21 protein-coding genes and 1 tRNA gene are annotated in these 26,566 nt (G+C 43.8%); 8 read left to right on the top strand and 14 right to left on the bottom strand.

The window, feature by feature from the left end; translation table 11 throughout:
* Nucleotides 1–578 precede the first annotated feature (578 nt).
* On the bottom strand, nucleotides 579–2,186 hold the full coding sequence (locus tag L4D78_RS03725; protein ID WP_428465708.1) for an NAD(P)/FAD-dependent oxidoreductase: 1,608 nt from the start codon (nucleotides 2,184–2,186) through the stop codon (nucleotides 579–581).
* A 173-nt stretch (nucleotides 2,187–2,359) separates the two neighbouring features.
* On the opposite strand from L4D78_RS03725, the gene fdxA reads away from it, so the two are divergent.
* A complete protein-coding gene (fdxA, locus tag L4D78_RS03720) occupies nucleotides 2,360–2,683 on the top strand; it encodes a ferredoxin FdxA (RefSeq protein ID WP_428465707.1) in 324 nt (107 codons plus the stop codon).
* Nucleotides 2,684–2,768: 85 nt separating this feature from the next.
* On the opposite strand, the gene rlmE is transcribed toward fdxA, so the two are convergent.
* Nucleotides 2,769–3,389, bottom strand: a complete 621-nt coding sequence (gene rlmE, locus L4D78_RS03715; protein WP_428465706.1) for a 23S rRNA (uridine(2552)-2'-O)-methyltransferase RlmE — start codon at nucleotides 3,387–3,389, stop codon at nucleotides 2,769–2,771.
* Between the two features lie 162 nt (nucleotides 3,390–3,551).
* Here rlmE and L4D78_RS03710 point away from each other — a divergent pair, with 162 nt between their 5' ends.
* The gene (locus L4D78_RS03710; protein ID WP_428465705.1) at nucleotides 3,552–4,292 is read left to right on the top strand and encodes a TrmH family RNA methyltransferase; all 741 of its coding nucleotides are present in this window, start codon (nucleotides 3,552–3,554) and stop codon (nucleotides 4,290–4,292) included.
* Between the two features lie 571 nt (nucleotides 4,293–4,863).
* On the opposite strand, the gene L4D78_RS03705 is transcribed toward L4D78_RS03710, so the two are convergent.
* Nucleotides 4,864–4,951, bottom strand: a tRNA-Ser gene (locus L4D78_RS03705).
* Between the two features lie 362 nt (nucleotides 4,952–5,313).
* Here L4D78_RS03705 and L4D78_RS03700 point away from each other — a divergent pair.
* Complete coding sequence (locus L4D78_RS03700) at nucleotides 5,314–6,036, top strand: YebC/PmpR family DNA-binding transcriptional regulator (protein ID WP_428460946.1); 723 nt, start codon at nucleotides 5,314–5,316, stop codon at nucleotides 6,034–6,036.
* Nucleotides 6,037–6,166: 130 nt separating this feature from the next.
* Here the strand turns inward: L4D78_RS03700 and L4D78_RS03695 are convergent, their stop codons facing one another.
* Nucleotides 6,167–6,937, bottom strand: a complete 771-nt coding sequence (locus L4D78_RS03695) for an ABC transporter permease (protein WP_428465704.1) — start codon at nucleotides 6,935–6,937, stop codon at nucleotides 6,167–6,169.
* The gene (locus L4D78_RS03690; RefSeq protein ID WP_428465703.1) at nucleotides 6,937–7,572 is read right to left on the bottom strand and encodes an ABC transporter ATP-binding protein; all 636 of its coding nucleotides are present in this window, start codon (nucleotides 7,570–7,572) and stop codon (nucleotides 6,937–6,939) included. The genes L4D78_RS03695 and L4D78_RS03690 overlap by 1 nt, the downstream gene beginning before the upstream one ends.
* Before the next feature lie 223 nt (nucleotides 7,573–7,795).
* Between L4D78_RS03690 and L4D78_RS03685 the strand changes: the two genes are divergently transcribed.
* Both L4D78_RS03685 and L4D78_RS03680 read left to right on the top strand, forming a co-directional pair.
* Entirely contained in the window at nucleotides 7,796–11,773 is a 3,978-nt protein-coding gene (locus L4D78_RS03685) for an AsmA family protein (RefSeq protein WP_428465702.1), read from the top strand.
* A 557-nt stretch (nucleotides 11,774–12,330) separates the two neighbouring features.
* A complete protein-coding gene (locus L4D78_RS03680; RefSeq protein WP_428465701.1) occupies nucleotides 12,331–13,557 on the top strand; it encodes a response regulator in 1,227 nt (408 codons plus the stop codon).
* 82 nt (nucleotides 13,558–13,639) lie between these two features.
* On the opposite strand, the gene L4D78_RS03675 is transcribed toward L4D78_RS03680, so the two are convergent.
* Nucleotides 13,640–14,503 (bottom strand): SMP-30/gluconolactonase/LRE family protein, encoded by an 864-nt coding sequence (locus L4D78_RS03675; protein WP_428465700.1) that lies wholly within the window; start codon nucleotides 14,501–14,503, stop codon nucleotides 13,640–13,642.
* 131 nt (nucleotides 14,504–14,634) lie between these two features.
* Entirely contained in the window at nucleotides 14,635–15,045 is a 411-nt protein-coding gene (locus tag L4D78_RS03670; RefSeq protein ID WP_428465699.1) for a GNAT family N-acetyltransferase, read from the bottom strand.
* Nucleotides 15,046–15,317: 272 nt separating this feature from the next.
* On the opposite strand from L4D78_RS03670, the gene L4D78_RS03665 reads away from it, so the two are divergent.
* A complete protein-coding gene (locus L4D78_RS03665; protein ID WP_428465698.1) occupies nucleotides 15,318–17,165 on the top strand; it encodes an ABC transporter ATP-binding protein in 1,848 nt (615 codons plus the stop codon).
* Between the two features lie 102 nt (nucleotides 17,166–17,267).
* Here the strand turns inward: L4D78_RS03665 and L4D78_RS03660 are convergent, their stop codons facing one another.
* The 6 genes from L4D78_RS03660 to L4D78_RS03635 all read right to left on the bottom strand — a co-directional run bounded on the left by L4D78_RS03660 (nucleotide 17,268) and on the right by L4D78_RS03635 (nucleotide 24,763).
* Nucleotides 17,268–17,993 carry a hypothetical protein gene (locus L4D78_RS03660; protein ID WP_428465697.1) on the bottom strand — a complete coding sequence of 242 codons (726 nt, stop codon included), beginning with the start codon at nucleotides 17,991–17,993 and terminating at the stop codon, nucleotides 17,268–17,270.
* A gap of 670 nt (nucleotides 17,994–18,663) precedes the next feature.
* Entirely contained in the window at nucleotides 18,664–19,251 is a 588-nt protein-coding gene (locus L4D78_RS03655) for a DJ-1/PfpI family protein (RefSeq protein ID WP_428465696.1), read from the bottom strand.
* A gap of 129 nt (nucleotides 19,252–19,380) precedes the next feature.
* Nucleotides 19,381–20,235 (bottom strand): tagatose bisphosphate family class II aldolase, encoded by an 855-nt coding sequence (locus L4D78_RS03650; protein WP_428465695.1) that lies wholly within the window; start codon nucleotides 20,233–20,235, stop codon nucleotides 19,381–19,383.
* 108 nt (nucleotides 20,236–20,343) lie between these two features.
* Nucleotides 20,344–21,843 carry a DUF2264 domain-containing protein gene (locus L4D78_RS03645; protein WP_428465694.1) on the bottom strand — a complete coding sequence of 500 codons (1,500 nt, stop codon included), beginning with the start codon at nucleotides 21,841–21,843 and terminating at the stop codon, nucleotides 20,344–20,346.
* 53 nt (nucleotides 21,844–21,896) lie between these two features.
* On the bottom strand, nucleotides 21,897–23,504 hold the full coding sequence (locus L4D78_RS03640) for a sulfatase family protein (protein WP_428465693.1): 1,608 nt from the start codon (nucleotides 23,502–23,504) through the stop codon (nucleotides 21,897–21,899).
* Nucleotides 23,505–23,527: 23 nt separating this feature from the next.
* On the bottom strand, nucleotides 23,528–24,763 hold the full coding sequence (locus L4D78_RS03635; protein WP_428465692.1) for an anaerobic sulfatase maturase: 1,236 nt from the start codon (nucleotides 24,761–24,763) through the stop codon (nucleotides 23,528–23,530).
* 313 nt (nucleotides 24,764–25,076) lie between these two features.
* Between L4D78_RS03635 and L4D78_RS03630 the strand changes: the two genes are divergently transcribed.
* Complete coding sequence (locus L4D78_RS03630; protein WP_428465691.1) at nucleotides 25,077–25,712, top strand: alternative oxidase; 636 nt, start codon at nucleotides 25,077–25,079, stop codon at nucleotides 25,710–25,712.
* 116 nt (nucleotides 25,713–25,828) lie between these two features.
* On the opposite strand, the gene L4D78_RS03625 is transcribed toward L4D78_RS03630, so the two are convergent.
* On the bottom strand, nucleotides 25,829–26,320 hold the full coding sequence (locus tag L4D78_RS03625; RefSeq protein WP_428465713.1) for a substrate-binding domain-containing protein: 492 nt from the start codon (nucleotides 26,318–26,320) through the stop codon (nucleotides 25,829–25,831).
* Between L4D78_RS03625 and L4D78_RS03620 the strand changes: the two genes are divergently transcribed.
* Nucleotides 26,265–26,519: a hypothetical protein gene (locus L4D78_RS03620; RefSeq protein WP_428465690.1), complete on the top strand. Its 255-nt coding sequence runs from the start codon at nucleotides 26,265–26,267 to the stop codon at nucleotides 26,517–26,519. The two genes, L4D78_RS03625 and L4D78_RS03620, sit on opposite strands and share 56 nt — an antisense overlap.
* Nucleotides 26,520–26,566 lie beyond the last annotated feature (47 nt).

Raw genomic sequence — 26,566 nt, 5'->3', positions numbered from 1 at the left:
ATTTAGAAGCAATTCCATTATTATGAAATTACACGATCATTAATAATTATAAAATCAAGCAGAATCAAACATTTAGCATATCCACCCTAGCACAAAACAAATAATAAATAGGAATGAAAACATCTGAATAATTATATGTTATTCATATATTGTGAAATGCCAAGTATGGCTTCATCATGCAAAAAACGCATAACGCAGCGAATAAATGCTAGTTTCTTCTTTTTTAATAATGTAATAACCGTAATCATCTTTGGCTTTACGTATTTCTGCTGGATGTAGTGGCATCGTTAATTTGGCCACCTTTTATGAACGGTATTATTAGTTCTAAACTCAAATAGCTTTAGCTAACAGATATTTGTATTGTTGTTGAGATTTGTGCCTTTAGCATTACGTCACCAATTATCCACATCACTTAAAGATTGATGACTTTCAAAAAGGTTTCGATGCTATGGGTAGCAGGGCTTTTGGGAAAGTCAGCCTGAATTAGGATTAGGATTAGGATTAGGGCTAGAGTAGAGGCAAACAAACTAAAAAAGGCCTGACATTGTCAGGCCTTTCGAATGGAGTATTTTTACTCTCTATTTTTGTTCAGTCATTGCACGTGCAACGGCTTCAGCGACACGAATACCATCGATACCTGCCGAGAGAATGCCTCCTGCATAACCCGCTCCCTCACCTGCAGGGTACAAGCCTGAGGTATTGATGCTCTGGCAATCTTTGCCTCGCTTGATACAGATAGGAGAAGAAGTACGAGTTTCAACACCCGTCAACATGCCATCAGGTTTTGAGAACCCTTTGATCTTCTTCTCGAACGCAGGAATCGCTTCACGGATGGCTTCAGTCACATAATCTGGCACGACTTTACTCAAATCAGAAAGCGTTACACCAGGTGTGTAAGATGGCTTAACGTCACCAATTTCTTGACTTGATTTCCCTGCCAAGAAGTCACCAATGAGCTGAGCGGGTGCATGGTAGTTTTCGCCACCTTCTTTAAATGCCAACTCTTCGAGTTTACGTTGCAACTCAATACCTGCTAATGGATGGCCAGGGTAGTCCTCTTCTGGAGAGATTCCAACTACAATGGCACTGTTAGCATTGCGTTCATGGCGAGAGTATTGGCTCATACCATTTGTTACTACGCGTCCCTCTTCAGACGTGGCTGCAACCACGGTTCCTCCTGGGCACATACAGAAACTATAAACACTGCGTCCATTTTTACAGTGATGGACTAATTTGTAATCAGCAGCACCCAGTAAAGGATTCCCTGCGTTATCACCAAAGCGACAACGGTCGATAGCACTCTGCTCATGCTCAATACGGAAGCCAACCGAGAACGGTTTTGCTTCCATAAAGACGCCTTGTTCATAAAGCGAGCTAAACGTATCACGCGCACTATGACCAACCGCCAAAATTACGTGCTTGCTTTTCAGGTACTCACCCGTTGATAGGTGTAGTCCTTGGACTTGGTTATCGACAAGATCGAGTTTATCCACACGCGTACTAAAGCGGATTTCACCACCAAGCTCGATGATTTTTGCGCGCATCTTTTCAATCATGCCTACCAGTTTGAAAGTGCCAATATGCGGCTTACTGACATATTGAATCTCTTCTGGCGCGCCTGCGTCAACAAACTCATTGATCACTTTACGACCATAATGGTTAGGATCTTTGATCTGTGTATAAAGTTTGCCATCTGAGAAAGTACCAGCTCCACCTTCACCAAATTGCACATTTGACTCGGTATTTAACGGCTTTTTACGCCAAAAACCAAACGTATCTTTTGTACGCTCACGCACAGCCTTACCACGTTCAAGCACAATTGGTTTAAAGCCCATCTGCGCTAAAATAAGCGCCGAGAACAGTCCGCACGGACCAAAACCGATAACAACCGGTCGTTCCTCTAACTCTTCAGGAGCCTGCGCGACAAACTTATAGCTCATGTCTGGCGTTTCTTTTACTCGGTGATCGTTAGCAAATTCTTCAAGCAACTGTGCTTGATTGTCTACTTCGACATCAAGCGTATAGATAAGCTGAATATTTTTGTTGTTACGGGCATCATAACCACGTTTAAACATAGTAAAGGACAACAGTTGCGCTTTTTTAATTTTGAGTTTTTCCAAAATGGCTTGTTCGAGCGCAAGCTCATCGTGATCAAGGGGCAGTTTGATGTCAGTTAAACGTAGCATAAGTTAAATTACTCTTTGTATATGCCGGACGGCCTTTCCGTCAGGGCAGGATAAGATCGAGATACGAAATTATGGGCAGGATTTTACACGATATCACTCACAAAGAAACTTGTGTTTTGAGGGTTATTCTCTAAAATTACGCCACACTCGATGAATGAAGATATAGCGTTTAAATGACTTTTGTAGTGACCGAGAACTGCATCAAATGCAAGTACTCCGACTGTGTGGCAGTTTGCCCAGTCGATGCCTTTTTTGAAGGCCCTAACTTTTTAGTGATCGACCCAGATATTTGCATCGATTGCTCATTATGTGTGCCAGAATGTGCAGCGGATGCCATTTATCAGGATACGGAAATACCGCCTGATCAGGTTGAGTTTATCGAGCTCAACGCAGAACTCAGTAAGATTTGGCCTAATATTGTTGAGGTTATACCACCACCCGAGGATGCGGATGAGTGGAATGGCGTAGAGAACAAACGTCCAATGCTGGAAAGGTAATAAGCTCGGAAAGTTAAATAGGATTTCTCCCCTCGGCACATTTATCAAGGTACAAAGGTGTAAAAGGGGAGTTAAGTGGCTCGCGCTACCCTTTAAATCCTTTACCTACCACATATACCTCTCGAGAGCGTGGGCGTGAAGCAGCAGGCTTACGAATAATGACTTTGCTAAAGGAAGTTCGAACATCTTTAACATACTCTTCGTACCCAACGCCTTGGAAAACCTTAGCACAAAAGTTACCACCCGGTTTTAAAACATTACGCGCCATATCTAGAGCCAACTCAACAAGATACATTGAACTGTATTGGTCGGTCGTTTTTACTCCACTTAAGTTGGGTGCCATATCCGAGATCACCGTATCAACCCCTTTACCATCTAAGGTTTGCAATATACGCTCATAGACAGCTTCATCAGTAAAATCGCCCTGAATAAAGGTGACGCCCGTCATGCCATCCATATGCAAAATATCAGAGGCGATCACTTGGCCATTATCCCCAACGATTGGAGCAACAATCTGTGACCAACCGCCCGGTGCCGAACCAAGGTCCATAGCGATATCTCCTGGCTTGATAAGCTGATCTTTTTCATTAATTTCAATCAGCTTATAGCTCGCTCGCGATCGATAACCATCGGCTTGAGCTTTTTTTACATAAGGATCGTTAACGTGTTCATCGAGCCATTTCTTACTGGTTTTTGAACGTGCCATAGGTTGTTCGCCATGTTGGTAAAATATAGGGAGCGCTATTGTAGTCCTGTCCCGTTTTTTTGCAAATATCTCCTGACTTGCAGTGGTGACATTTTGCGAAACAAAAGAGTACAATCGCCTGCGAAGAGTTAGTAAGGCACAATATATGAAACAGGACCATTTATGAAACTGGATAATGCAAAGAAGCTGCATCAAAAAAAATATCGTGAGCAGTTTGGTCACTATTTAGTTGAAGGGGAGCACTTAATCCTCGAACTGGATAAAGCAGCATTGTCTCAGCCCTATCTAAAAAACACTATTTTATATGTGACTGATGAGTATCAAGCATGGGCACAGCAGCTTAATCACTCTTACACGATCACTGCTATTAGTAACAAACAGATGGCTGGACTGAGTGATACTAAAACGCCACAAGGTATCATCGCTTGTGTCCCTTTGCCTACCCAGACAGAAAGAACACCTCTGCAAGACGGTGAGCGCTGTATCTACTTACATGAGGTACAAGATCCCGGCAACCTGGGCACTATTTTGCGTAGCCTAGCGTGGTTTGGTCACTTTCGCTTGTTATTAAGTAACAACAGTGTCGATCCCTATAACCCAAAAGTAGTGCGCTCAAGCATGGGGGCAATTTTTCACTTGCCTATCGAGCAAGGCGTTGAGATTACTGAGTTAAATCAGCGCTTTAAGCGTTTTGCCTATCTTGACATGCAGGGTGATAAGGTTAATACACCCCAATTTTCCGACTATGATTGTTACCTCTTTGGTAACGAAGCTCGTGGCGTACCTAAGCAAGCTTTAGCCGATTGTAACGCTCAGCCTTTTACGATCACAGGTAGTGGTAAGATCGATTCATTAAACTTGGCCAGCGCCGTTAATATATGCGTTTATCAGTTGTCGATATAAACGTACCATTACAACTGGTCATAAGTTGACTCCCCCGATAAGAGCTAATATCAAAAGCCATACTGAACAGCAGAGTTTACTTGTTTGACGCAAGCAGATATATGCAAGTTATGCTAAATCACGATTTTTGGTTAGTAATGAGTAGCGAAGCTCGTTTGGCAAAGATGCAAAAAAGCCGCGGATAAATCAGCGGCTTCTTCTAATGTGGCGGAGCGATTTTGGTATGGCAGGATTTTCAAACCCCTTTCGTTGCCACTAAAACGACAAAAGCCCAGCATTTCTGCCGGGACGCGCAGTCTGGGCTTTCTGAATGTGGCGGAGTGCTACGAGGGTATTACGGATTTACTTCGCCCTACGGGCCGTTACTTCAAAACGCCTTCGGCTAGTAACGTTGTCTCGCTTTACTCGGCTGAACCTTAGGTTCTATATACTCTAGATGCAAAAAAGCCGCTGATAAATCAGCGGCTTCTTCTAATGTGGCGGAGTGATTTTGGTATGGCAGGATTTTCAAACCCCTTTCGTTGCCACTTAAACGACGAAAGCCCAGCATTTCTGCTGGGCTTTCTGAATGTGGCGGAGAGATAGGGATTTGAACCCTAGGAGGGTCGCCCCTCGCCTGATTTCAAGTCAGGTGCTTTCGGCCACTCAGCCATCTCTCCGTTGTGCGGCGAATAATACGGACATCTAATCGTTCTGTAAAGCACAAGTTTATCAATAAAAACTGACTGAGTGTTTTTTCATCGCCACAATACCAATACGTTCAAATTTTCATTTGCCATTGTTATTTGTCACTGCTTATAACGTAATCATGGCCATATTTTAGACAAGCGTAATTAGTGGACCGGATAACAATCACGGCATCTGTGGCTCTCGAGGAAATTGATATGCTTCACTTTTTAAGCCACGATAATCACGCTTCCCCCTTAGAAAGCTATTATTAGCTCTAGCCATCAAGGCTTGCTTGCTGGTAAAATCTGCCCCCAACAGCTATCCCAAATATCAACAAAGAGAGTGATTCCTCATGGGAAGAAAGTTCGAAGTACGCAAATTATCTATGGCCAAAACGCAAGGCGCAAAGATCAAGGTTTACTCAAAATACGGTAAAGAGATCTATGTTTGTGCTAAGAATGGTAGTCCAGATCCTGACACCAACCTTGCACTTCGCCGTTTGATCGAAAAAGCGAAAAAAGACCAAGTGCCATCTCACGTTATCGAAAAAGCGATCGATAAAGCGAAAGGTGGCGGCGGTGAAGATTTCTCAACTGCGCGCTACGAAGGTTTCGGTCCAGGAAACTGCATGGTTATCGTTGACTGTCTAACAGACAACAACAACCGTACTTTCATGGATGTTCGTCAAGCATTCGTTAAGAATAACGCGAAAATCGGCGGTCCAGGTACTGTTGGCCACATGTTCGAGCACCAGGCTGTATTCCAGTTTAACGGTGACGATGAAGAAGCTGTGCTAGAAAACCTAATGATGGAAGATGTTGACGTAAGCGACATCGAATGTGAAGACGGTGTCATCACTGTTTACGCACCGCATACTGAGTTTTTCAAAGTAAAAAATGCATTAACCGCTACAATGCCTGACGTAACGTTAGACGTTGAAGAAATCTCTTTTGTTCCTCAAACAATGACTGAGATTGCAGGCGATGACATTGCATCATTTGAAAAATTCCTTGATGCACTAAATGATTGTGACGACGTGCAAAACGTTTACCACAATGCAGAAATGGCAGACTAAGGTTTACATTTCTCATAAAAAAATAGTCGGCAATGCCGACTATTTTTTTGTCTATGCTAACCCGCAAAAAACAGGTAATCAGTTATTTTGATAATAAACCAATAGATTAGTACCGTGACCTATTTTCCCATCAAACCTTCAATTGCCCATAAGCATTGAAAGCCGAACGACTTGCCAGCGTTAACGACGTCACCACCGACAAGGTCGCTGACACAAAAATCGCAACCATAATCACTAACTGGTATTTAACCGCTAATAACGGCTCTGTTCCGCCTAAGATCTGGCCGGTCATCATTCCGGGTAAACTGACAATACCAAGCGTTGTCATAGACGCGAGTTGTGGCGCTAGTGCTGCCTTCACCGCTGTTTGAATAAAAGGCCTTTCCGGTTTTTTTGCGCCCATTGCCAAATAAAACTGATATTCATCATGCCGATCTTTTAATCCGCTATACCAGCGTTCTAAGGCCAGTACATTTGCAGCTAAACAATTACCTAACAGCATGCCAGCCACAGGAATTAAATACTGAGCCTGCCACCAAGGATCGGCTTGTATAACCCCCGCAAGCATTAACGGCAGTACCACCAGCATAGCGGCTACTTGCCCTGCAATAACGGCAGGTAATATCACTTTTATTTTAACCCCGGAGCGACGACATATACTCAAACCAGCCACACCAACCATAATGGTTAGCCAGAGTGAGTTTAACCAAGGGTTTTGAAACTCAAATAAAGTCTGAAGATAAAGCCCAACCACAGCAAGTTGCACTGTCATTCTTAAAGCAGCAGAAACAAGAGTACGTCCGAGCCCCAATTGCCAACGTTGAAACAAAAATAATGGGATCAAATACAGAAGATAAAACCCAGCCAACGCCCAAGAACTAATAGAAAGTGTATCGGCCATTATGCATCTCCCATGTGGTGATGAAAGTCAGCCGCTGCAACCCAAACAGGATCATGCGATATCGATATCATCTTTAATGAGTGCTCTTTCAATATTGCGATAAGGCGATCACGACTTTGAGGATCAAGTGCTGAGGTTGGTTCATCCAACAACCATAGCGAGCGTTTCATTAACAGCGCCCGTCCGATTGCAAGACGTTGCTTTTCTCCACCAGAAAGCTGCTTAACAGAATGCGACAATGGATGCTTAAGCTGTAAGGATTGAAGTATATCCTCACATTCTGTGAACGCTGGTTTCGGTATCGAGACCGCTTTCATCATCCAAGGTAATAGCAGTACATCAAGTAGTGTTTCCCCTCCCATAACGGGTTGCTGGGGTAAATAACAAAACTGCTGACGCCACCAATCAAGATTGCTTTCACTAACGGTATGATGCTGCCAAATCATATGGCCAGAAGCAGCAGGACGAAGCCCTGCTAAGATTTGCAATAAACTGGACTTTCCACACCCCGATACGCCGGAAATCACTAAATGTTGATTCATAGCAAGTGATACGGTTAAAAAGCTGCTCGGGTCTGACTCAAAGCCAGAACGTAATTCGTTGACCGTTAAGGTTGAGGTCATATTCTCTGTCATAGGATTCTCCCATCTTGGGGAAATTGTATTCTGCTTTGTCATATGACTCAAATCGTTAAAAGTCATCATCAAGATTATTGAAATCAATTTTGTAAACACTACGTCAGATTGTATGCAACACGTATTTTCTATTCTGTGTTCATGCTATCTTCACCCAATAAAACGGCATGCAAAAATATGACCTCCATCTTCCTCGACACCATTACATCATCCGGCAGTGCGTATGACTCAAAATATCAAACCGTCAGCTTCAACCAGCAACACAGCAGAGCAAAGTGATCATTCTTCACCAAAGAAAAAGAATAAATTGCGTCGACTCGGTAAATGGTTAGGAATCGCAGTGCTAAGCCCTGTGGTTATTACAAGCGCGGCGCTTAGTTATGGGATCCAACTTGATCTGACCCCTTACCGCAGCGAAATAAATCAATGGCTAACAGCCAACCTTGAACGTGAAACCCACATTGAAGGTGACATTGGACTGTTATTGTCTTTTCGCCCCGAGGTAAACCTGAATGGCGTTAGCATTGCCAATATTGATGCCTTTGAATGGCAGCCTATGCTCAGCTCTGGCAGGCTAAGTGCGAAAGTCGCCATTTTACCTCTTCTCAAAGGTACTCTGGCAGTCGACTTCCTTGAACTCGAAGATATTCGTCTTCATCTAGGCAAAGGCCAAGATGGCAATGTGAATTGGGCGTTTGGATCTGCAGATTCTAATCCAGCCGAAATCAGCAAAAAAACAGATGATAACAGCAACAGTTCGCCCTTAATGCTGGTATTGAATGATCAGATTTCAGCCAAAAATATCTCAATCGTTTACGACGACCAGCAAGAAGGTGTTTTTTTCGATTGGTATTTAAACACCCTCTCCCTTAGCCAGCCAACTGAAGTATGGGTATTTACGGCACAAGGCGCAGCCATAGGACAAGAGTATAACCTTACTCTGGAAGGTGAACTTGAAGACCTAATCAATAAACAAGCAGGAAAAATCACGGCTAGAGGTCACTTTGCGGGTGCTGAATTAAAAGTGGACGCAGATATTGTGCCGTTAGATCAAGGTGAATCTATTGCAGATATCGCCCTACAATGGCAAAACACGCAGCCAATCGAAGCCTTGCTTGGTTTAGATGTTAAGCATATTGCACCACTGAGTTTAACGACTCAAATTCACGCATCGGCCAATACGTTATCAGTGCAAGATCTCGTCATCGATAGCCCTATCACCCAAGGTGCTGGCCACCTTGATATCACCCTTGGCGACCACAATACGATTGATGGTGAATTGAATATTCCATTCATTGACCTACGCCCTTGGTTACAACCTGAACCTATGCCAATGGTGCGAGGTTTCAGCTCGGCACCACCGCAGCCGTCCCCTTTGCAACGCGCACTCGATCAATGGTTAATGAAAACAAGCACTAATCTAGATCTCGTGATTGGTGAAATCAAAGGCTTAGGCACCCCTGTTGATAGCCTATCGCTATCCGTTACAGGTAAAGATGGCATGCTTACCGCCCCCATGACAGCCAATATCGCCGAAGTGCCTTTTCGTGGACAAGCCACATTAGATGCTACAGATTGGCATTCAACGTTGAATATCGCACTAGGTGCAACACAATCACCACTCGGTGAAATGGCACGCTGGCTAACCGGTATGCCTTATGCACGTGGTAACCTCGATAAAGCGGCGCTGAACGTCAATACCCAAGGTACTAAACTGTCAGAATGGCTCGACAATAGTCAAATAGAGCTTTCAATCGATGATGCATTGGTTGAATGGGGCAGTGAAGCCAGCTTTAGTATCACTAAAGCACGATTAGCAGCAGGGATGAACCTTCCCTTTAACTCTGATATCCAAGGTCAATTAATGGGGTTACCTGCCCATATTCAAGCGAAGGCAGGCACATTGGGTGATATTCTAGAACAGCGTGACTGGCCAACTCAGTTAACTATCGATAGCCCAGCGATTTCAGTCAATGCAACAGGTATGCTTAAGCAAACCCAATGGCAAGATGGCAGTTGGTTTGATCTAAAAGTCACCAGCGATGATGCCAGCAAACTCAGTCCATGGCTCGGCACACAAGCTAGCATGAATGGAAAAATTAATATTGACGGCAAGCTTCACTATCAAGACGGATGGATTGAACTTGCGATGCCAAACTTTGCACTGATGAACAGTCAAGGCAATATAGATCTTCGATGGCAGCCTGATGCTCAACGACCTTTCCTGCATTTTGATGCCAACTTTTCCATGCTGGATTTCACCCAGTTCGGTCAATTTATTAATGATGACGAGTTGCCACAAGTCGAGCAAACTGTTCCAACCCAAGGGGTGAACCTCGATGTACCGCTATTGGGGCATGACATCGTTATTGCCGATGCCGATCTTAACTTCCGAGCAAATACCCTGAAATGGGCCGATCAACACATTGATGATCTCTCATTTAACGGCAACTTACGTAACGGCCAAATGCGTGCATCCCCTTTTAAAGCAACTTATCTCAACAGCCTTTATTCGGGTGATCTAGCCTTTGGCATAAACAATACCAATATCAATGCCCAGTTAAACCTTGCTGTTGATAAACCTAACGTCGGCGACATACTGTCTACATTTGCGGTAAGTAATGACTTTGATATCCAACTGCAACGTGCTCAACTTGCCATATCGTTATCAGGCAATACCATTATTGAGCTGATGGAGCATACCGCAGTCGATGCTCAATTATTTGGAGGAAAAGCCAGCCTTGCAGATAGCTATACTGGGAAAGCCCTTACAGTTACTTTAGATAACGGAAAGTTTATTACCGGGCCAAATACCGAGACAGCGCTCTCATTTAACGGGTTGGCTGCAGGTCAAGCGACAAGCATAAAACTTGAGACACTCTCGCTCAAGCAAGCCAATGATGGGCGTGAAACATTACCGGTAGATCTTGCGGTCAATATTGCAGACATGCGCTTTAATGCGCAATCTCAGCTATCGTTGCCAATTGATATGCAGAACCTGAATCTGGCTTTTGAAGCCTATACTCCAAACTTGGACCGATTCACCCCCTTCTCGAGTATCGACCTCCCCCCTTATGGCCCTGTCACATTAAAAGCGCAACTTTCATTGGATGACATCGGCTATCACCTGAAAGACATGCTGATCCAAGTTAACAATAGCCAGCTAACGGGTTTTGGTACTTACCTTCCCCCTTTACAAGCAGAATCAAAGCCTGACTTAGCACTGGACCTAGCCGCACCATTTATCCAGCTGGATGACTTTAAAGTTGGCGAATGGCAAGCATGGGAAAAAGAAGTCGATGTTAACAAGCCAACTGGATCAACCCCGTCGGAAAACACAGAGCAAGAAGCGTCAGCACTCATTAGTCCAAAGGGGCTTGAGATGTTAAATGCTAATTTCCAATTATCAGTTGATGAAGTACGTTCAGGCGAAGATTGGCTTGGCAGCGGTCAACTTGGTTGGACACTGAAAGATGGGGTCTTTTCATTAAAACCGCTGACCGTCAAACTACCAGGCGGAGACATTGCGATTGCAAGTACCATCAAAGCACAAGATGATCTATTTGATATCCAACTCAGTGGTAATGTCACCAATTTTGATTACGGCATTCTTGCCCGCAGACTTGCGCCTGACAGTGAAATGTATGGCCGACTCAGCACACAGTTCCAGTTATCCAGCTTGGCAAATTCACCCGATAGCTTAATGAATAATGCCAATGGTTTTATTGGATTTGCTGCATGGCCAGAAACCTTTGAGGCCGATTTAATTGATCTTTGGGCTGTCAGCCTGACAGATGCCATTCTGCCAAGCATCACCAATAATGACCCATCTGTACTAAATTGCGTAGCAGCTGGTTTAGATATCAATAACGGCACAATGAAGCAACGAGACCTTATACTGGATACCACCCGTATTCAGGTCAATGGGCAGTTCAATGCCAGCTATGCGGACCGTGACTTTGCATTATTCTTACGACCTCAATCAAAACGGGCACAAATATTCAGCCTTCAAACCCCAATTGAAGTCACGGGTAAGTTTGAGGACTTTGATTTATCGGTACCGCTTTCTGCGATTTTAGAAACATCGGTGCGCTTCACGACAAGCCCTGTAATATCACCTTTGCGTTGGCTTATCGAACAACCTATCGCGCAAAATGGGAGCCAGCAATGTGAAATGATTTGGCAGAGTCATAACAGTTAAGTCACGAAGCCACACTTAAACAAACAAGCCGCAATTTTTGCGGCTTTTTATTAAGATTAATATAACGATAATAGTTAAGTGAATATAAACATAATATTCAGCATTAAAATTAAATATTAAGATAACTAAAATTTCTTCAACCACAAAGTAACACAGCTTTATTTCCGCCTAACAGAAAGTTTTCTTTATAGTACTAAACGATAATATTCACCCAGCCAACATAAAATGAACATCTTCCATTAAGTAAATAATTCAATCTTAATAGGTACCACGACAATCACAAGCACTATTATGCAACCAGTACAGTATAAGATGATGATTAGGAATACTTTTTCTTTAAGTGCACATGTTATTCATTCGCTTTGTTGTTTAATTGACCATTCATACTTCACCATGATTTAATCAACTAACAGAGATAATAACCCGTTTACAGTTTTACGAAATTGATGATTAATTATCTTTAATTGATTATTTGTACTTCAAAATAAAATAGCTCATAATGCTCGAATTATTTGTTACAAATAAACTAAATTTAATTTCCTTCAAGGTATAAGGTAATGGAACAAAAAATATTAGTCGTTGAAGATAGCCGACCATTCCGACGAGTTATCGAAAACGAGCTAAGAAAAGCGGGTTATACCCCAGTTCTAACCGATACGATTGCGGGAGCAGAAAGAATTTTAGACGAAGGAACTGATTTTCTATGCGCGATTCTTGATTACTGTTTACCCGACGGTCAAGATGGCGAAATTATAGATCTTTGTCTTTCTGTTGACGTTAAAGTGATAGTCTTAACCGCTTTAATGGATGAAATAACACGTGAACGTGTGCTCGCTAAAACGGTCATTGATTACATCCCAAAAGACAGCCCAAGCTGTATTACTAGCATCATCCCTATATTGAAGCGTCTCGAAAATAATGGTGACCACAAAGCACTCGTGGTTGATGACTCGATAACAGCTCGTAAGTATATTCGTAGCTTACTTGAGCGCCAATATCTTACCGTCATTGAAGCCAGTAATGGTAACCAAGCTTTAGAGGTTATTACGAAAGAAAAAGATATCTCTTTAGTGATCACAGACTACTCGATGCCTGAGCGTGATGGTGTTAGCTTAATTAAAGAACTCAGAAAGCGCTTTCGTCCAGGTCAACTCGCGGTTATTGGCCTATCGGCGAGTGACGAAGCTTCGCTAACGGCCCGGTTCTTAAAAGCAGGTGCAAACGATTTTTTAAAAAAGCCATTCAACCAAGAAGAGTTCTACTGTCGTCTACACAGTACATTGAATATTCTGGATTCTGAACGCAATCTTTACCTGCTCGCCAATAAAGATTATCTCACCCAATCTTGGAACCGCCGCTATTTCTTCGAGCAGCCACTGGTAAAAACGTATAAAGGCCCGCGATGTTTAGCATTAATTGATATTGATAACTTCAAACTACTCAATGATACATATGGCCACCATATTGGTGACATCGTGCTGATCGAGTTATCAAACACGTTAAAACGTTACTTTCCAGATGCATTGGTTGCTCGCTTTGGCGGCGAAGAGTTTTGTATTCTTTATGGCAATTCATTCCCCATTTTTAACCAACGCTTACAAGCACTGCTTAACGATATTGCCGAGACTGAATTAACCATACTCAGTAACAAGATAAAATACACCATTAGCCTTGGTGTGGTGAATGCCGATGCCAACATTCATGAAATGATCCGACGTGCCGATGCATGTCTTTATCAAGCCAAAGCCAAAGGCCGAAATTGCCTCGTTGGGGAAAATGAATAGGTTCATTCGTTGCTTGCTGACTTAATACGCCAGCAAGCAACCTTTTATTTTCAACGGACCCTATATTTTCAACGAACCCTGACTAGATAATCGTCACTAGTGGCTCTTCTAGGCCTTGCCACTCGACGTCTGCAATAAATACTTGAGCGGCTGCATCAGCACTTTCAGCAGTTGTTATAACCATTTGTTTACCGTCTTCACCACCAAAGGCCACCATCGTTGGGCTTTCTGCTGGTACAGGTACTTTATGCGTCACTTTGCCTTCTGGACTGATCCGTAAAACAGAGCGTCCGCCATACATTGCCACCCAATAGCCCCCTTCGCTGTCGACACTAGCACCGTCGGGACGACCATCGCTTTCGGTCAAATCACAGAAAACCTGACTTTCGCCATATTCCCCTGTTTGAGGGTTATAATCTGCTCGGTATACCAAGCTTGTCCCGGTATCAGCCCAGTATAAATAATGCCCACAAGGTGAAAATGCCAGACCATTACACGTCCATGCATACATCGGCATCGGCTGAATTTGGCGATCCGCGGTCAATTGATAAAATTGCCCTTGATCGCCGACTTTGGCACCGTTACGCGTTCCAGCAACAAAGTGTCCACTTGGTGCAGCACGACCATCATTAAAACGCATACGTGGGAATTCAGAAATAAGTGGGGCCACCAGCTGACGTTCGCCTTCCCAGCAATCGAGACTATATACCCCTGATTTTGCAGCAAGGATAAAACCCTCATCACGCCACATAGCAAAACAACCTAGCTGTTCATCCCAACCACGAACGTCTAACTGATTGTCGCGGTAGCGCCACAGCTCTCCATTCGCAATATCGACCCATAGCCATGCCTTATTTCGCCAATCCCAGCGCGGACACTCCGCCAACTTGAACGGCTTATCACTGATAGGTGTCAAATTTACTGATAACTGCTGAACAGATTCCATGATTAATCCTTTTATATCGACTTCCTGTAATCCTCTTGAGCATAAGAGGAATAATACTATGGCTATTTAAACAAAGGTTACCCGTAACATCCAGCCAAACATGCGGTGAATAATCATAAAGAAGCAATCGACTATAAAGGCAGCTCTACCGACATTTTGAAGTAAGCTACTTCCCCTTTAAAGAAGCGCTCTCCTTGGGGCTTCATGCCAAAACGTGAATAAAAGCTTAACGCTGATTCTCGTGCATCACACCAGAAATACGTAACATTACTCTTTGCCAGCTGTTGTACGATTTCCGTAATTAACGCAGTGCCTATACCTTGTTGTTGATAATTGACTAAGGTCGCGAACTTTCTCAACCTCGCAGCCTGACCTTCAATAAACACAGACGCCACGCATACTAACTGTTCATTGATATACACGCCGTAGTGTTGACCGTTTTCATCGCCTGATACTCGGCAAAAATCCTCATCATGATTTGGCCAAAGTACCTGATGGCGAATTGGCAATGTCTGTTCTGATTCTATTTGTACAATCTTCACCGTCTCTAACGCTCCTCTGTGTTCTGGTGCAAGCTAACAAGCAGTATTAGGCATAAATAAAAAAGAAATAGGTCTTAACCAACTCTCTGTAGAAATGTACAATTGTTATTCAATCGTGAGACTCAAACACTGTGGTTAAAACTAGAAGCCGCTGCTTCTGGCAGCTGCTAGCTCAAAACAACATCATTCCTCTTTTATTTTCCATGGTGCTGATACCCGTAAAGTATTGGCTATTTTGCCAAAAACATTAGTTCGACTGGAACCATCATTTTATGTACAAACGTTTCGAAAAGCTGTCATCAGCATTTCCCCCCCATGAACCTGAACAGCCGCCAAAAGGCTTATTTGCTTTTTGTCGCTACTATACCCGCGGCTTTGAGTTGCCGTTAATCGCTATGTCGATCCTCAGTGCGCTTATTGCCATTGTCGAAGTCGCCTTATTTGGTTTTATGGGACAACTCGTTGATTGGTTAAGCGTTCATAACCCCGAGACCTTCTGGGCTGAAGAAGGGGGCAAGTTAATGGGCATGGGCTTACTGGTCGTCATTGTTGTCCCAATACTGATCACGCTACATTCGCTGATTGTTCACCAAACGCTATTGGGGAATTACCCCATGTCGATTCGTTGGATGGCTCACCGCTACCTGTTACGTCAAAGTGTTTCGTTCTATCAAGATGAATTTGCTGGCCGAATTGCCACCAAAGTGATGCAAACAGCACTCTCAGTACGTGAAACCGTGATGAAATTACTCGACGTATTGGTCTACATCATCGTGTATTTCACCTCAATGGTGGTGATGATTGGTCAGTCTGATTCTCGGTTGATGATCCCAATGCTGCTTTGGCTTGCCGCTTATATTGGTATCCAACTTTACTTCGTACCTAAGCTGAAGCATATCGCAACAGAGCAAGCAGATGCACGTTCAACGATGACTGGCCGCATTGTCGACAGCTACACCAATATTTCAACAGTAAAACTGTTTTCTCATACTAACCGCGAAACCGAATATGCCGAGCAAGGTATGTCGGGGTTTATGAATACCGTCTACCGCCAAATGCGCCTAGTCACCGGATTTAATATCTCGGTAGAAGCCATTAACTACCTATTGGTATTTGCCATTGCAGGCTTATCTATTTGGCTTTGGTCAAGTGCAGCCATTACCATTGGCTCGATAGCCATTGCCGTTAGCCTTGCATTACGTATCAACGGTATGTCGAAATGGATCATGTGGGAAGTGGGCGGTTTATTCGAAAATCTTGGTACTGTTGTTGATGGCATGAAAACCCTGTCTCAACCGGTCGCGATTAAAGATAAGCCCAATGCACCAACACTGAATGTAACCCAAGGTGGCATTGAATTTGATAATGTCAGCTTCCACTACGGTGAAGGCAAAGGCGTTATCGAAAAGCTTAACCTTAAGATTAAACCGGGTGAAAAAGTCGGGTTAGTGGGTCGCTCTGGCGCGGGTAAATCCACCTTGGTTAACTTGTTAATGCGTTTCCACGATGTTGAATCTGGTGCGATTAAAATTGACGGTCAGACCATTTCAGACGTTAAGCAAGATTCTCTTCGTAGTCAAATCGGTATGGTGACACAAGATACTTCCCTGCTTCACCGTTCTATTCGTGAGAATATTTTATACGGCCGGCCTGATGCATCAGAAGAAGAATTACTAACCGCAACCAAGCAGGCGCACGCGCATGAGTTTATTGAAACCTTAACCGACCCTTATGGTAACTCGGGTTATGATGCCCAAGTGGGTGAACGAGGCGTAAAACTGTCTGGAGGACAACGCCAGAGGGTTGCCATTTCCCGTGTGCTGCTTAAAGATGCGCCGCTGCTTATTCTCGATGAAGCTACTTCCGCGTTGGATTCAGAAGTTGAAGCCGCCATTCAGGAGAGTTTATATGAGCTAATGGAAGGTAAAACGGTTATCGCTATCGCGCACCGTCTATCGACTATTGCCGCAATGGACCGCCTGATCGTGTTAGATCAAGGCCAAGTCGTCGAGCAAGGCTCACATCAAGAGCTACTCGAGCACAACGGTATTTATGCTCAACTATGGGATCACCAAACCGGTGGATTTATTGCGAGTGAGGTTGAAGCACAAGAAGCTTAAACCCAAGGCCCGATAATATATTGAGTAACAAAGGCTTCTGCATGTACATATACTGGTCAGCAGAAGCCTTTTTCTATCGTTTTGCCCGTCTTTCGCTTCAATTTAACGCACTGCCTTCTGTTCGATCTCCAGAGTACCTTCAGCAGCGTTTACAGCGGCATGATACAAAAACTGCGGATCGCCATAATGTTTGAAGGTAAAATGATACTGCCTAACTGATTCTAGTATCATTTCATTCTCGACAGACATAAGCTCATAGCCATCTTGCTGATAAAGCTCAGACGCCATAACTTTACCCATCGCACGACGTTGCTCACTCTCACGCTCAAACACAGGTTGTACTGACGGGTTGGATGGGTACGCATTACCATCATGCATTAATTGACGATATGCGCCATTACTCCAGACTATAATATCGCGCCAACCGTTTTGTTCTGTATCTGCGACAAGAATAGGCATTTTGGTCACACTCATCTGTGATAACACATTACCGTCACCATCAAAAATATAGGCAGTACAGCCACCGCTACCGCAGAAGTAACGATCTTGCATCAAGACAAAAGCTTCATGTTGACCATCACCATTTAAGTCTGCTTTGCCCTGTTGATAGCCAATGTTATCTTTAGCAAGAGATAACCCTTCCGGCTGTAGAATCTTTTCATCGACCAATTCGGTAATACTCACATCACTTAACCCAGTGCTAGACAACGGCATAGTGAGATTAAGGTAGTTGTTGTCAGGGGTAAATTCTGACGAACTTTCGCACCCAGTAAGCATTAATATTCCGACACCTGAACATGCGTATAATAATGACGCCTTGTAATTCATTCCCTCTCCTAAAAGTGCGCTAAAACTATCAATATATAGCCATATTAAACACAGCTACCGCATTTTTGACAGCATGTGCCACTGTTTTGACTCACTTATGATACCGATCAACAAAAAGACAACAATAAAGGTGGGGAAGTAGTCATTTAACAACAACAGTGTTATTACATTAGCCGTGTTTTATTTCCTTACCGTGCTTAATTATTCAAGCCAAACCTAAATGGATACACAGCAAGGAAATGAAACATCTGTAAAAACAATTGCATAGATGATTTTCTAGAATGCTAATTGATACAAAAAGCAGTACCGCTGACAAGGGGTCGGCGGATTAACAAGGAGTAATTACAATGCTTTGCCCTGATTGCAAACAGCCAATGATTAAAACTCACACCAACGATAATCATTGTGTCGACATTAATTGCCCACCTACTCGCACTCAATGCCCAAAGTGTGAATCAGACAAGACTCAAATCACCAGTAAGAGTATTAGTGACGTAGCGCTAACCTGCGATGACTGTCACGAAGAGTGGGTCGTTTCACGTAGCTAGATATCCGCCCTAAACGATAGCGGCCATGCCGTGAGTGATGATGGCTGTTTATTACATCACAAGGCTCTATAAAAAACCCCTGTTCAGGAAAGAACAGGGGTGAAATTTGATGATTTACTCAGTTACACCGCTTTAGCGTCAGGCCAGTGTTCGAAGTAAATATGCTTCGCTTGCCAGTCGACTTTATCAGGGTTATCAGCAAGTAGCATTTTAGCCACAGTGAAAGAAAACTCGAAACTTACACCAAGCCCCCTTCCAGAAATAAACTGATCAGACACTACCACCTTACGCTCAACATATTCGCCATCGTCGAATTTCTCGGCCAATTTATCACCAGTGGTATAAAGACGACCTTCTAACAAGCCATGTGAAGCAAGTACTTTTGCGCCTGATGAACACAATGCACAGATATATTTCCCATCGCTAATATGTTGCTTTAGGAACTCAATCACCATTGGGTTGGCAGTAAGGTTATCAGTACCTTGCGGACCTCCCGGCATCATGACAGCGTCATAACGCTTATCTAAACAGTTGATAAGTGTATCATCAGCCGTAATCCGTGTTTCAAAGTAGGTCTTTAATGCCGTTGTCTCCATGCAAGAAAGCACGTCGACCTTGATATCTAGGCGGCGCATGATATCAATAAATACAACAGCTTCACCCTCTTCAAAGCCATCAGCTAATAGCACAGCAACATGTTTTTCTGTCATTACTTCACTCTCATCACTTGATTCAAAATGGAACGCATAAAACGCTGCACCCGCTACTTGGGGGGAATCGCGCAGGTGCAGCAAAGGTAAGACACAGAGAGGACACCTTACCCATAATCATGTTCAACGTTATAGCTGACCAGCACTGCCACAAACGGTAATTTTCTCCATCACTACTTTCTTCATCGCTTCTTTACCAGGAACAATATAGTGGCGAGGGTCGTTAGCGTTCGGGTTTTCAATAAAGTACTGTTTTACGGCATCTGAAAAGGCAATTTTCAGCTCTGTAGCAACATTCACTTTGGTAATACCAAGTTCGATACAGCGGCGTACATCTTCATCTGGCACACCAGAAGCGCCATGTAGTACCAATGGCACATCTGTTTTGCTACGAATCAAACCTAGGCGATCGAAATCTAAGCGAGGCTCTTCTTTGTACATACCATGTGCAGTACCAATTGCGATAGCAAGCGAATCAATACCAGTACGGGTAACAAATTCAAGCGCAGCATCAGGATCGGTATACAAAGCGTCTTTGGCATCCACAATCAGATCATCTTCTTGCCCGCCTAGACGACCAAGTTCTGCTTCCACCGAACAATCCCAGCGATGACAGAAACTCACCACTTTCTTAACTAACTCGATATTTTCTTCGAAGCTAAAGTGTGAGCCGTCAATCATGGCCGATTTGATCCCAGTCTCCACTTTCCGCTGAATATCAGAGAGTGATTCATGGTGATCTAAATGCAATGAAATGGGTGTTTTGTACCGCTTAGCCGCTTCCTTACAAATACCAACCAAATAGTCAGTTCCTGCATATGAATACGTGCCAGGTGTACCAGCAAGAATAACCGGAGAGGCCATTTCAGCCGCCGTTTCAAGTACCACTTGAACTGTTTCCAAGTTATGGATATTAAAAGCAGGGACAGCGTAACCGCCTAGCTGCGCTTTATGGAGCATTTCGCGAGAAGAAACCAGAAACATATAAAACCTCAAAACCTTCGTTAGCTTTCGCTTTAATCATATTCGAAAACAAAAACAAAATAAAAGATCTGGATCACATAAACACCTTCAAAGCGAAAGATTATGAAATCAAAAGAAATGATACATTTTCGATGTGTAACATGTAATTCCCTTCCTAAGCAGGTTATTCTTTGGCCTTTCTGCTCTACCAAGTAACATTTCCAGCGTTTTATGCCGAATAGTTTGCTTTTCCAGCCTTCTAGATAGTGGGGTTTGCTCTTGGGTATAATCTGAATGGAAAATAACCACAACCTCTTTCGTTTTGAAAGTGCCTAATACGCTGGCATCAATCGAAGGGATCGAAAAAGTAAAATCCCCTTTCTCTACTTCGAAAGGTTGGCATTCTGCCTGCCACAAACCGCTACGTTCACCGCAGAATAGTGCAATGTTCAATGCCCTTAATGACCAAAAGCTGCTTGCTGGCCCACTGTAGTTATCAATAAGTCGGGAATCTTCGGAAAATACACCCTGAGTTGGTGCGCCATTTTTTAATGCACCTTGAGAAATGAAATAGCGGAGGCTACTTTGCAATGCATGTTTCGCTTCGCCGACGGTCAACTGCGATGGGTATGCTTCATCAACCCCTATGCCCAAATCAACCGCTGCCAATTGTGGCACCGATACCGCCAAGCGATAACATGCACTACGACCAAAGAAAGGCAGACCTTGCGGGGTAAAGAAGTAGCGATAGCCATGAATGAACTCAGATAAGCTCTGGCGGATAAACTGAGGATCAAATTCAGGATCAATTTGCTCAATCCAATACAGGGAATAGAAGAAACCCCACGCATTATAATAGTCATAATTACCTTTCGCCCCGTCGCGAAACCAACCATTGCCGACATAAAACTCTTTGATCCGCGCGTAGCGGTCTAACTCTACTATATCTTCCCCTGTTAATGCCTTTACCACGAGTTGAACCGTTAACGGAAACAGGTGCCAATTATTATCGACCGTTTGGCAGTGATTAACTTGCTTGAACCAAGTGATCACTTGTTGTTGCTGGGTGGCTGAAAATTTCTGCCAGACCCAATCTCGACTCAGCCACAATGTCAGGGCCAAATCGGCACTTTCGCAAATACGCTGATCATAGTCGTGCAGCTCCCCCCAATAACCTCGGTGAGAAGGATCTGTTCCTGCAACAAAAGCCTGCGCTAAAATATCAGCAACATCGATAAGATTACCATTTAGCCCTGTTAGGTCTGATTTACCTTTCTGCTGATATAGCCAAGCGGCCAATGTTGGCAGCACCCGACTGCACCCTTCCATGGCATCGGTTCTAGCACTCTGCTGGCTAGGACGGCCCGGGTAATAGGCATGGGTATAATCCCACACTGCATAATGGTCGAACGCCTCAGCAACATACTGAACCAATAAATCACATTGCTGACGTATTGAGTATTCGGAGGTTGAAAATGCCTGTTTGATCCGTTCGTCATGCTGTTGATAGGCGCCTTTTTTATGGCGTAGGCGGATAAAGTTTTCCTTACACAATTTAAGATACATCGCTGCATCTGGGTGTTCATAGGGGATTTTCGGACGCGGCTTGGCTGTAATAGTCTTTTGCATGCGGTTAACTCAACTTAAAACAGAAAGGCCTCCGAAGAGGCCAATATGGAAGGTTATTTTGCTGACTCCGTTATGATTTCATAACGATCCTGCCCCCATGCAATTGGTGCAGGCTTATCTTTAACCCAGTTATAGAAAGCCGTTTTCAGCTCCTTCACTTTATCTGGGTATTTATCAGCTAGATTAATCGATTCCGCAGGATCTTTTGCGTAGTTATACAGCTCGAATTCTGCATTGCCATCATCGTAATAGTGCAGTGACCAATTTTGGTCTTTAATTGCCCACTCACCTTTAGAATGGCGCTCGATGTACGGGCTAGGAATGAACTCCTCTTCTTCGAAGGTGATCCACTTCCAGTAATGATTCCAGAAATCACCACTTTCTGGTGAATAGTGCAACGCTCGAGGGCCTGCCCAGTATAGGTACTTATGTGGCTCCTGCTCTTCACCCATAAACAGCGGCATAATATTCTGGCCGTTAACTTTCATTTCAGCTGGCACTTCAATGCTTGCAGCTTCTAATGCCGTCGGCAGGATATCCATTGCTGAAATCATGGTGTCATTCACTTGGCCTTCTGGGAGCTGGCCTTTCCAGTGAGCAATAAACGGTACATGCACACCACCACGGTATCGCGTGCCTTTGAACGCTCGATCCATGCCATTCATCGGCATTGGCGACTCAAATACCGCCCCGTTATCTGACAGGAAGAAAATAAGGGTGTTTTCATACTCACCCATCTCTTTGAGCTTATCGACAATATTACCGATCCCTTCATCCGATGCGTTCACGTGGGCGTAGTACTTATCGACTTCAACGTTACCGGTATTAAAGCGATCCATGTATTTCGCTGGTGCAGGCTCCTCTAATGGAATATGCGGCACGCTATAGGCAAGGTTAACGAAGAATGGTTTGTCTTCTTTATTCGCCTGCTCGATAAACTTCACGGTTTCATCGGTAAGATTGTGGGTGATATACCCAGGTGCTGGTACATTCTCGCCATTACGGAACATAGCTGGCGAATCATACAAAGCAACACCCGAGGCGTAGTAACTGTAAGAGTAATCAAAGCCACGCTCTTCTGCGCCAAAACCTTCATTAGCAAATGGGATCTCATTCTCATGGTAATCACGAGTACGTACATCTTCCGGAACTAACTTTTTAGTCACTGGTGCGTTATGCCACTTACCGATATTGGCCGTTGCATAGCCGTTTTCAGTAAACAACTCTGGCAGCAATTTAATATCGAGAGGGATACCCAATTTCGCATCATCATTACTGTAAGTACCGAAACTATGTGGATTACGCCCCGTCATCATTCCCGCACGAGAAGGCCCACAAACGGGTGTTGCAACGTAGGCGTTGGTCATTCTCACGCCTTCGTTTGCCAGCTCGGTGATATTCGGCATTGAGCGCTTAGCTGCATCATATAACTTGTCAAAGTCACCATCATAGCGAGCAGGTACAGGACGCTTGATCAACTCTGCCTTATCAATATCTTCCATTGCGAAATCAAGCTGCGCAGTCCCGAGATCATCCATCACGATCAATAACACATTGGGCTGTTCAGCTTTTTCTGCCGCAACAGAGATTGCAGGGGCTGCAGCACAAGCGGCAGCAACAAAGCCTGCCAGTACCGTCTTCTTCGATGAGGACAGTTTCATTGTTAACTCCTTTATTCGTAGGGTCAGTTAGCCGTCATTCTGGCTAAAATTGGCATTACATTAGCGGCATTACCGCCTTGTTGTATTTCTTGAGCCATCAAGTGCATAGCTGGTGCAGTATGGCTAAAAATTCTTTGATAAGAGGCACATAGGTAATTGTGCTTCTGGCGTTCCCCCTCAACCGCTAGAATGCGGTGCTTTGGGCAGCCGCCAAAACAAAGTGCTTGGTAGTCACACTGCTTGCATTGCTGGGTCAGTTTTGACGATTTAGCGCTACCAAAACGACGCTGCTGTTTACTGGTTGCCAGAGTTGCGATATTGGTTTGGCTGATGTTGCCAACCTTATTGGCAGGATAGACGTAATGATCGCAGGAATAGACATCGCCATTGGCTTCAATCACCATTGCTTGCCCACATTCACGCGATTGCACACACACCGATGCCGGATAGCCCATCCACGTCGCGAGCATGCTGTCGAACATACGGACAAAAACCTGGCCAACATCTTCTTTAATCCACTCATCAAACACATCCGCCATAAACTGACCGTAACCATGAGGTGGCACTGAAAACGGTGCGAGTGTATTTTCCTCACTGCCCAGTTGGGTATAGTGGCCTTTATTAATGGTTTGGCATTCGGGCTGTAGCTCTACAATTGGTATAAACTGCAGGTGCTGCGAACCGAGGGCTTTCAAAGCGCGATAGGTTTCCCGGCCTTTGTGCCAGTTCTGGTCGTTAATTACGGTTAGGGTATTGAATGGCACCCCGTTCTCTATAAGTAATTCAATGGCTCGCTTAACACGCTCAAAGGTAGGACGGCCATTGACTGAAATACGATATTTATCGTGCACTTCTGAAATGCCATCGATCGACACCCCAATTAAAAACTGATGGTCGGCAAAAAACTGGGCCCATTGCTTGTTGATAGCCACCGCATTGGTCTGGAAGCTATTGGTGATATTTTTGCCATCCGCATATTGCTGCTGGTACTTCACCGCTTGCTTATAGAAGTCGATGCCAGCAAGGGTCGGCTCACCGCCCTGCCACGCAAAATCGATATCATTGCTATCCTGCGATCGGATGTAATCACGAATGTGGCGCTTAAGCATGCCGTCGGTCATATAATCCGACTTTGGCGCTGGTGCCGCAGGCAAGGAACCTTCTTTTTCAAGGTAGAAACAATAATCACACTTCAAGTTACAGTGAAAACTGGTTGGCTTTGCCATCATATGGAAGCATGCTTTCTGCGTTTGGCTCATTCTCTACCTTTTGTTATCTCGAAGAACTATGAAAGATAATACGAAAGCAAATGAAGAAAATAAGTGATATAAATCACAGTAAAATAGAATAAAAAACAAACAAAAGGTAGTTTAATTGATTATCTTGAAGAAAAGCAAAAGTGAAAGTGGCGTCGAAAGATAAGTGAAAGAGTAAGTTACACCAGAAATAGTAGGTTACCATCTTCTTTCATTAGTCACTGTTCTACACAGATGGTTACAGGATTATTTTATATATTGTAGAAAGATTTTAATACAAAACTATAAAATAAATAGTGTTCATGAGGAAGTAACCATGTCTAGCTTTAAAATCACCCATAGGGCCGCAACAAAAATCTCCGAAAAGATCGCCTATAAAATTACTCAGCTACTTAAATTTATGCTCAATATATTCTACGGAAAAAAATATGCGAAACGAGCTGTGATACTCGAAACCATTGCCGCGGTTCCTGGCATGGTGGCAGGTATGTTCAACCACCTGAAGTCACTGCGCAGAATGAAGGATGATGAAGGCTGGATTCGAGAGTTGCTCGACGAGGCAGAGAATGAGCGTATGCATCTCATGATTTTCCTCGATATTGCTAAACCGAGCTGGGCTGAAAGGATGCTGGTTTTACTGGGGCAAGGCGTATTCCTTGTTGTGTACAGCTTAATTTACTTACTTTCTTCAAGAACTGCCCATCGGGTAGTCGGCTACTTCGAAGAAGAAGCATGTAAAAGCTACACCGAGTACCTTGAGAAAGTGGACTCTGGCGAGGTCGAGAACACAGCAGCACCTGAAATTGCGATTAGCTACTACAACCTACCCGCGAATGCGAAGTTAAGAGATGTCATCCTTCGTATACGTGAAGATGAAGCTGGCCACAGAGATCGAAACCATGCCTTTGCTGATGCCTACGAAAGCAAAACGTTACCTGCTCATCAAAATTAATTGATAACTGAATAAAAGCAGTAACCTCCCCCCAATAATAGAGAATAGGTTATTGGGGGGATATCAAAGCAGTGAAGCCTAACAAGCATAGGGCAATTCAAGCTCTACCAGTCGAATTACTTAACGCTCGATTCTCGGGTTTTTAATTCTGTACGAACAATAACTTGTGCGTACTCATCACTTTTTAACAAAGATTGAACGGTATCATTTGCCATTTGTTGATAGTTTATCGCGACAGATGACAGGCTAGGATGTTGATAGTCGTTAAAGGAAATATTTTCAAAACCAATCAGTCCAATATTATTTAGCCTTACGTTATCAGTTTCCCTCATTCTTCCGATAAAGCCATGCGCAATGGCATCTGACGCACACACTACAGCATCAATTTCTGGCAATTCAATAAACTTATTGACCGCCAGAGAACCTAGCTTTTCAGAGTAGCCGCAACCTATAACTATAGGCGTCATACCATTCTCTAAGATGGCTCTTCTGTACCCTACCTCGCGATTTCTGGCAGATAGTTTAGTTTCATCGCCATGATAGTAACAACCTTTGCAAGCACTAGCACTGGCGAAAGTTGGCCAGTTAAAAGAGCGAGCTTCTGGTATGTTGGTTATGGCAGGTGTTGGTGGTGCAACAATTCCGCTGATACAAACCTATATTTCAGGCACAACCAATATGGCCCATTCATTTTTAATTCCAGCGTTTTGCTACCTGTTTATCCTTATATATTCCGTTGTTCTTTATCGGCCAAATTCGAAACAGAAGAGTCAGAACCAGAAACAACCTATATCGAACCTAGCTTAATAGGGAGTACATAGGCTCAACTCTCAGAGTATATTATTCGGCGGCCA

The sequence above is a fragment of the Photobacterium minamisatsumaniensis genome, assembly GCF_050336695.1.
GTDB classification, from domain to species: domain Bacteria; phylum Pseudomonadota; class Gammaproteobacteria; order Enterobacterales; family Vibrionaceae; genus Photobacterium; species Photobacterium minamisatsumaniensis.
This window is presented reverse-complemented; position numbering and strand designations above follow the sequence as displayed.

What these genes read in the sequence shown, in the direction of transcription:
- L4D78_RS03655 (WP_428465696.1), bottom strand. Translation starts at nt 19,251, where the DNA reads ATGACAGAAAAACATGTTGCTGTGCTATTAGCTGATGGCTTTGAAGAG.
- L4D78_RS03650 (WP_428465695.1), bottom strand. Translation starts at nt 20,235, where the DNA reads ATGTTTCTGGTTTCTTCTCGCGAAATGCTCCATAAAGCGCAGCTAGGC.
- L4D78_RS03645 (WP_428465694.1), bottom strand. Translation starts at nt 21,843, where the DNA reads ATGCAAAAGACTATTACAGCCAAGCCGCGTCCGAAAATCCCCTATGAA.
- fdxA (WP_428465707.1), top strand. Translation starts at nt 2,360, where the DNA reads ATGACTTTTGTAGTGACCGAGAACTGCATCAAATGCAAGTACTCCGAC.
- L4D78_RS03700 (WP_428460946.1), top strand. Translation starts at nt 5,314, where the DNA reads ATGGGAAGAAAGTTCGAAGTACGCAAATTATCTATGGCCAAAACGCAA.
- L4D78_RS03695 (WP_428465704.1), bottom strand. Translation starts at nt 6,937, where the DNA reads ATGGCCGATACACTTTCTATTAGTTCTTGGGCGTTGGCTGGGTTTTAT.
- rlmE (WP_428465706.1), bottom strand. Translation starts at nt 3,389, where the DNA reads ATGGCACGTTCAAAAACCAGTAAGAAATGGCTCGATGAACACGTTAAC.
- L4D78_RS03710 (WP_428465705.1), top strand. Translation starts at nt 3,552, where the DNA reads ATGAAACTGGATAATGCAAAGAAGCTGCATCAAAAAAAATATCGTGAG.
- L4D78_RS03630 (WP_428465691.1), top strand. Translation starts at nt 25,077, where the DNA reads ATGTCTAGCTTTAAAATCACCCATAGGGCCGCAACAAAAATCTCCGAA.
- L4D78_RS03690 (WP_428465703.1), bottom strand. Translation starts at nt 7,572, where the DNA reads ATGACAGAGAATATGACCTCAACCTTAACGGTCAACGAATTACGTTCT.
- L4D78_RS03680 (WP_428465701.1), top strand. Translation starts at nt 12,331, where the DNA reads ATGGAACAAAAAATATTAGTCGTTGAAGATAGCCGACCATTCCGACGA.
- L4D78_RS03635 (WP_428465692.1), bottom strand. Translation starts at nt 24,763, where the DNA reads ATGAGCCAAACGCAGAAAGCATGCTTCCATATGATGGCAAAGCCAACC.
- L4D78_RS03665 (WP_428465698.1), top strand. Translation starts at nt 15,318, where the DNA reads ATGTACAAACGTTTCGAAAAGCTGTCATCAGCATTTCCCCCCCATGAA.
- L4D78_RS03660 (WP_428465697.1), bottom strand. Translation starts at nt 17,993, where the DNA reads ATGAATTACAAGGCGTCATTATTATACGCATGTTCAGGTGTCGGAATA.
- L4D78_RS03675 (WP_428465700.1), bottom strand. Translation starts at nt 14,503, where the DNA reads ATGGAATCTGTTCAGCAGTTATCAGTAAATTTGACACCTATCAGTGAT.
- L4D78_RS03725 (WP_428465708.1), bottom strand. Translation starts at nt 2,186, where the DNA reads ATGCTACGTTTAACTGACATCAAACTGCCCCTTGATCACGATGAGCTT.
- L4D78_RS03640 (WP_428465693.1), bottom strand. Translation starts at nt 23,504, where the DNA reads ATGAAACTGTCCTCATCGAAGAAGACGGTACTGGCAGGCTTTGTTGCT.
- L4D78_RS03685 (WP_428465702.1), top strand. Translation starts at nt 7,796, where the DNA reads ATGACTCAAAATATCAAACCGTCAGCTTCAACCAGCAACACAGCAGAG.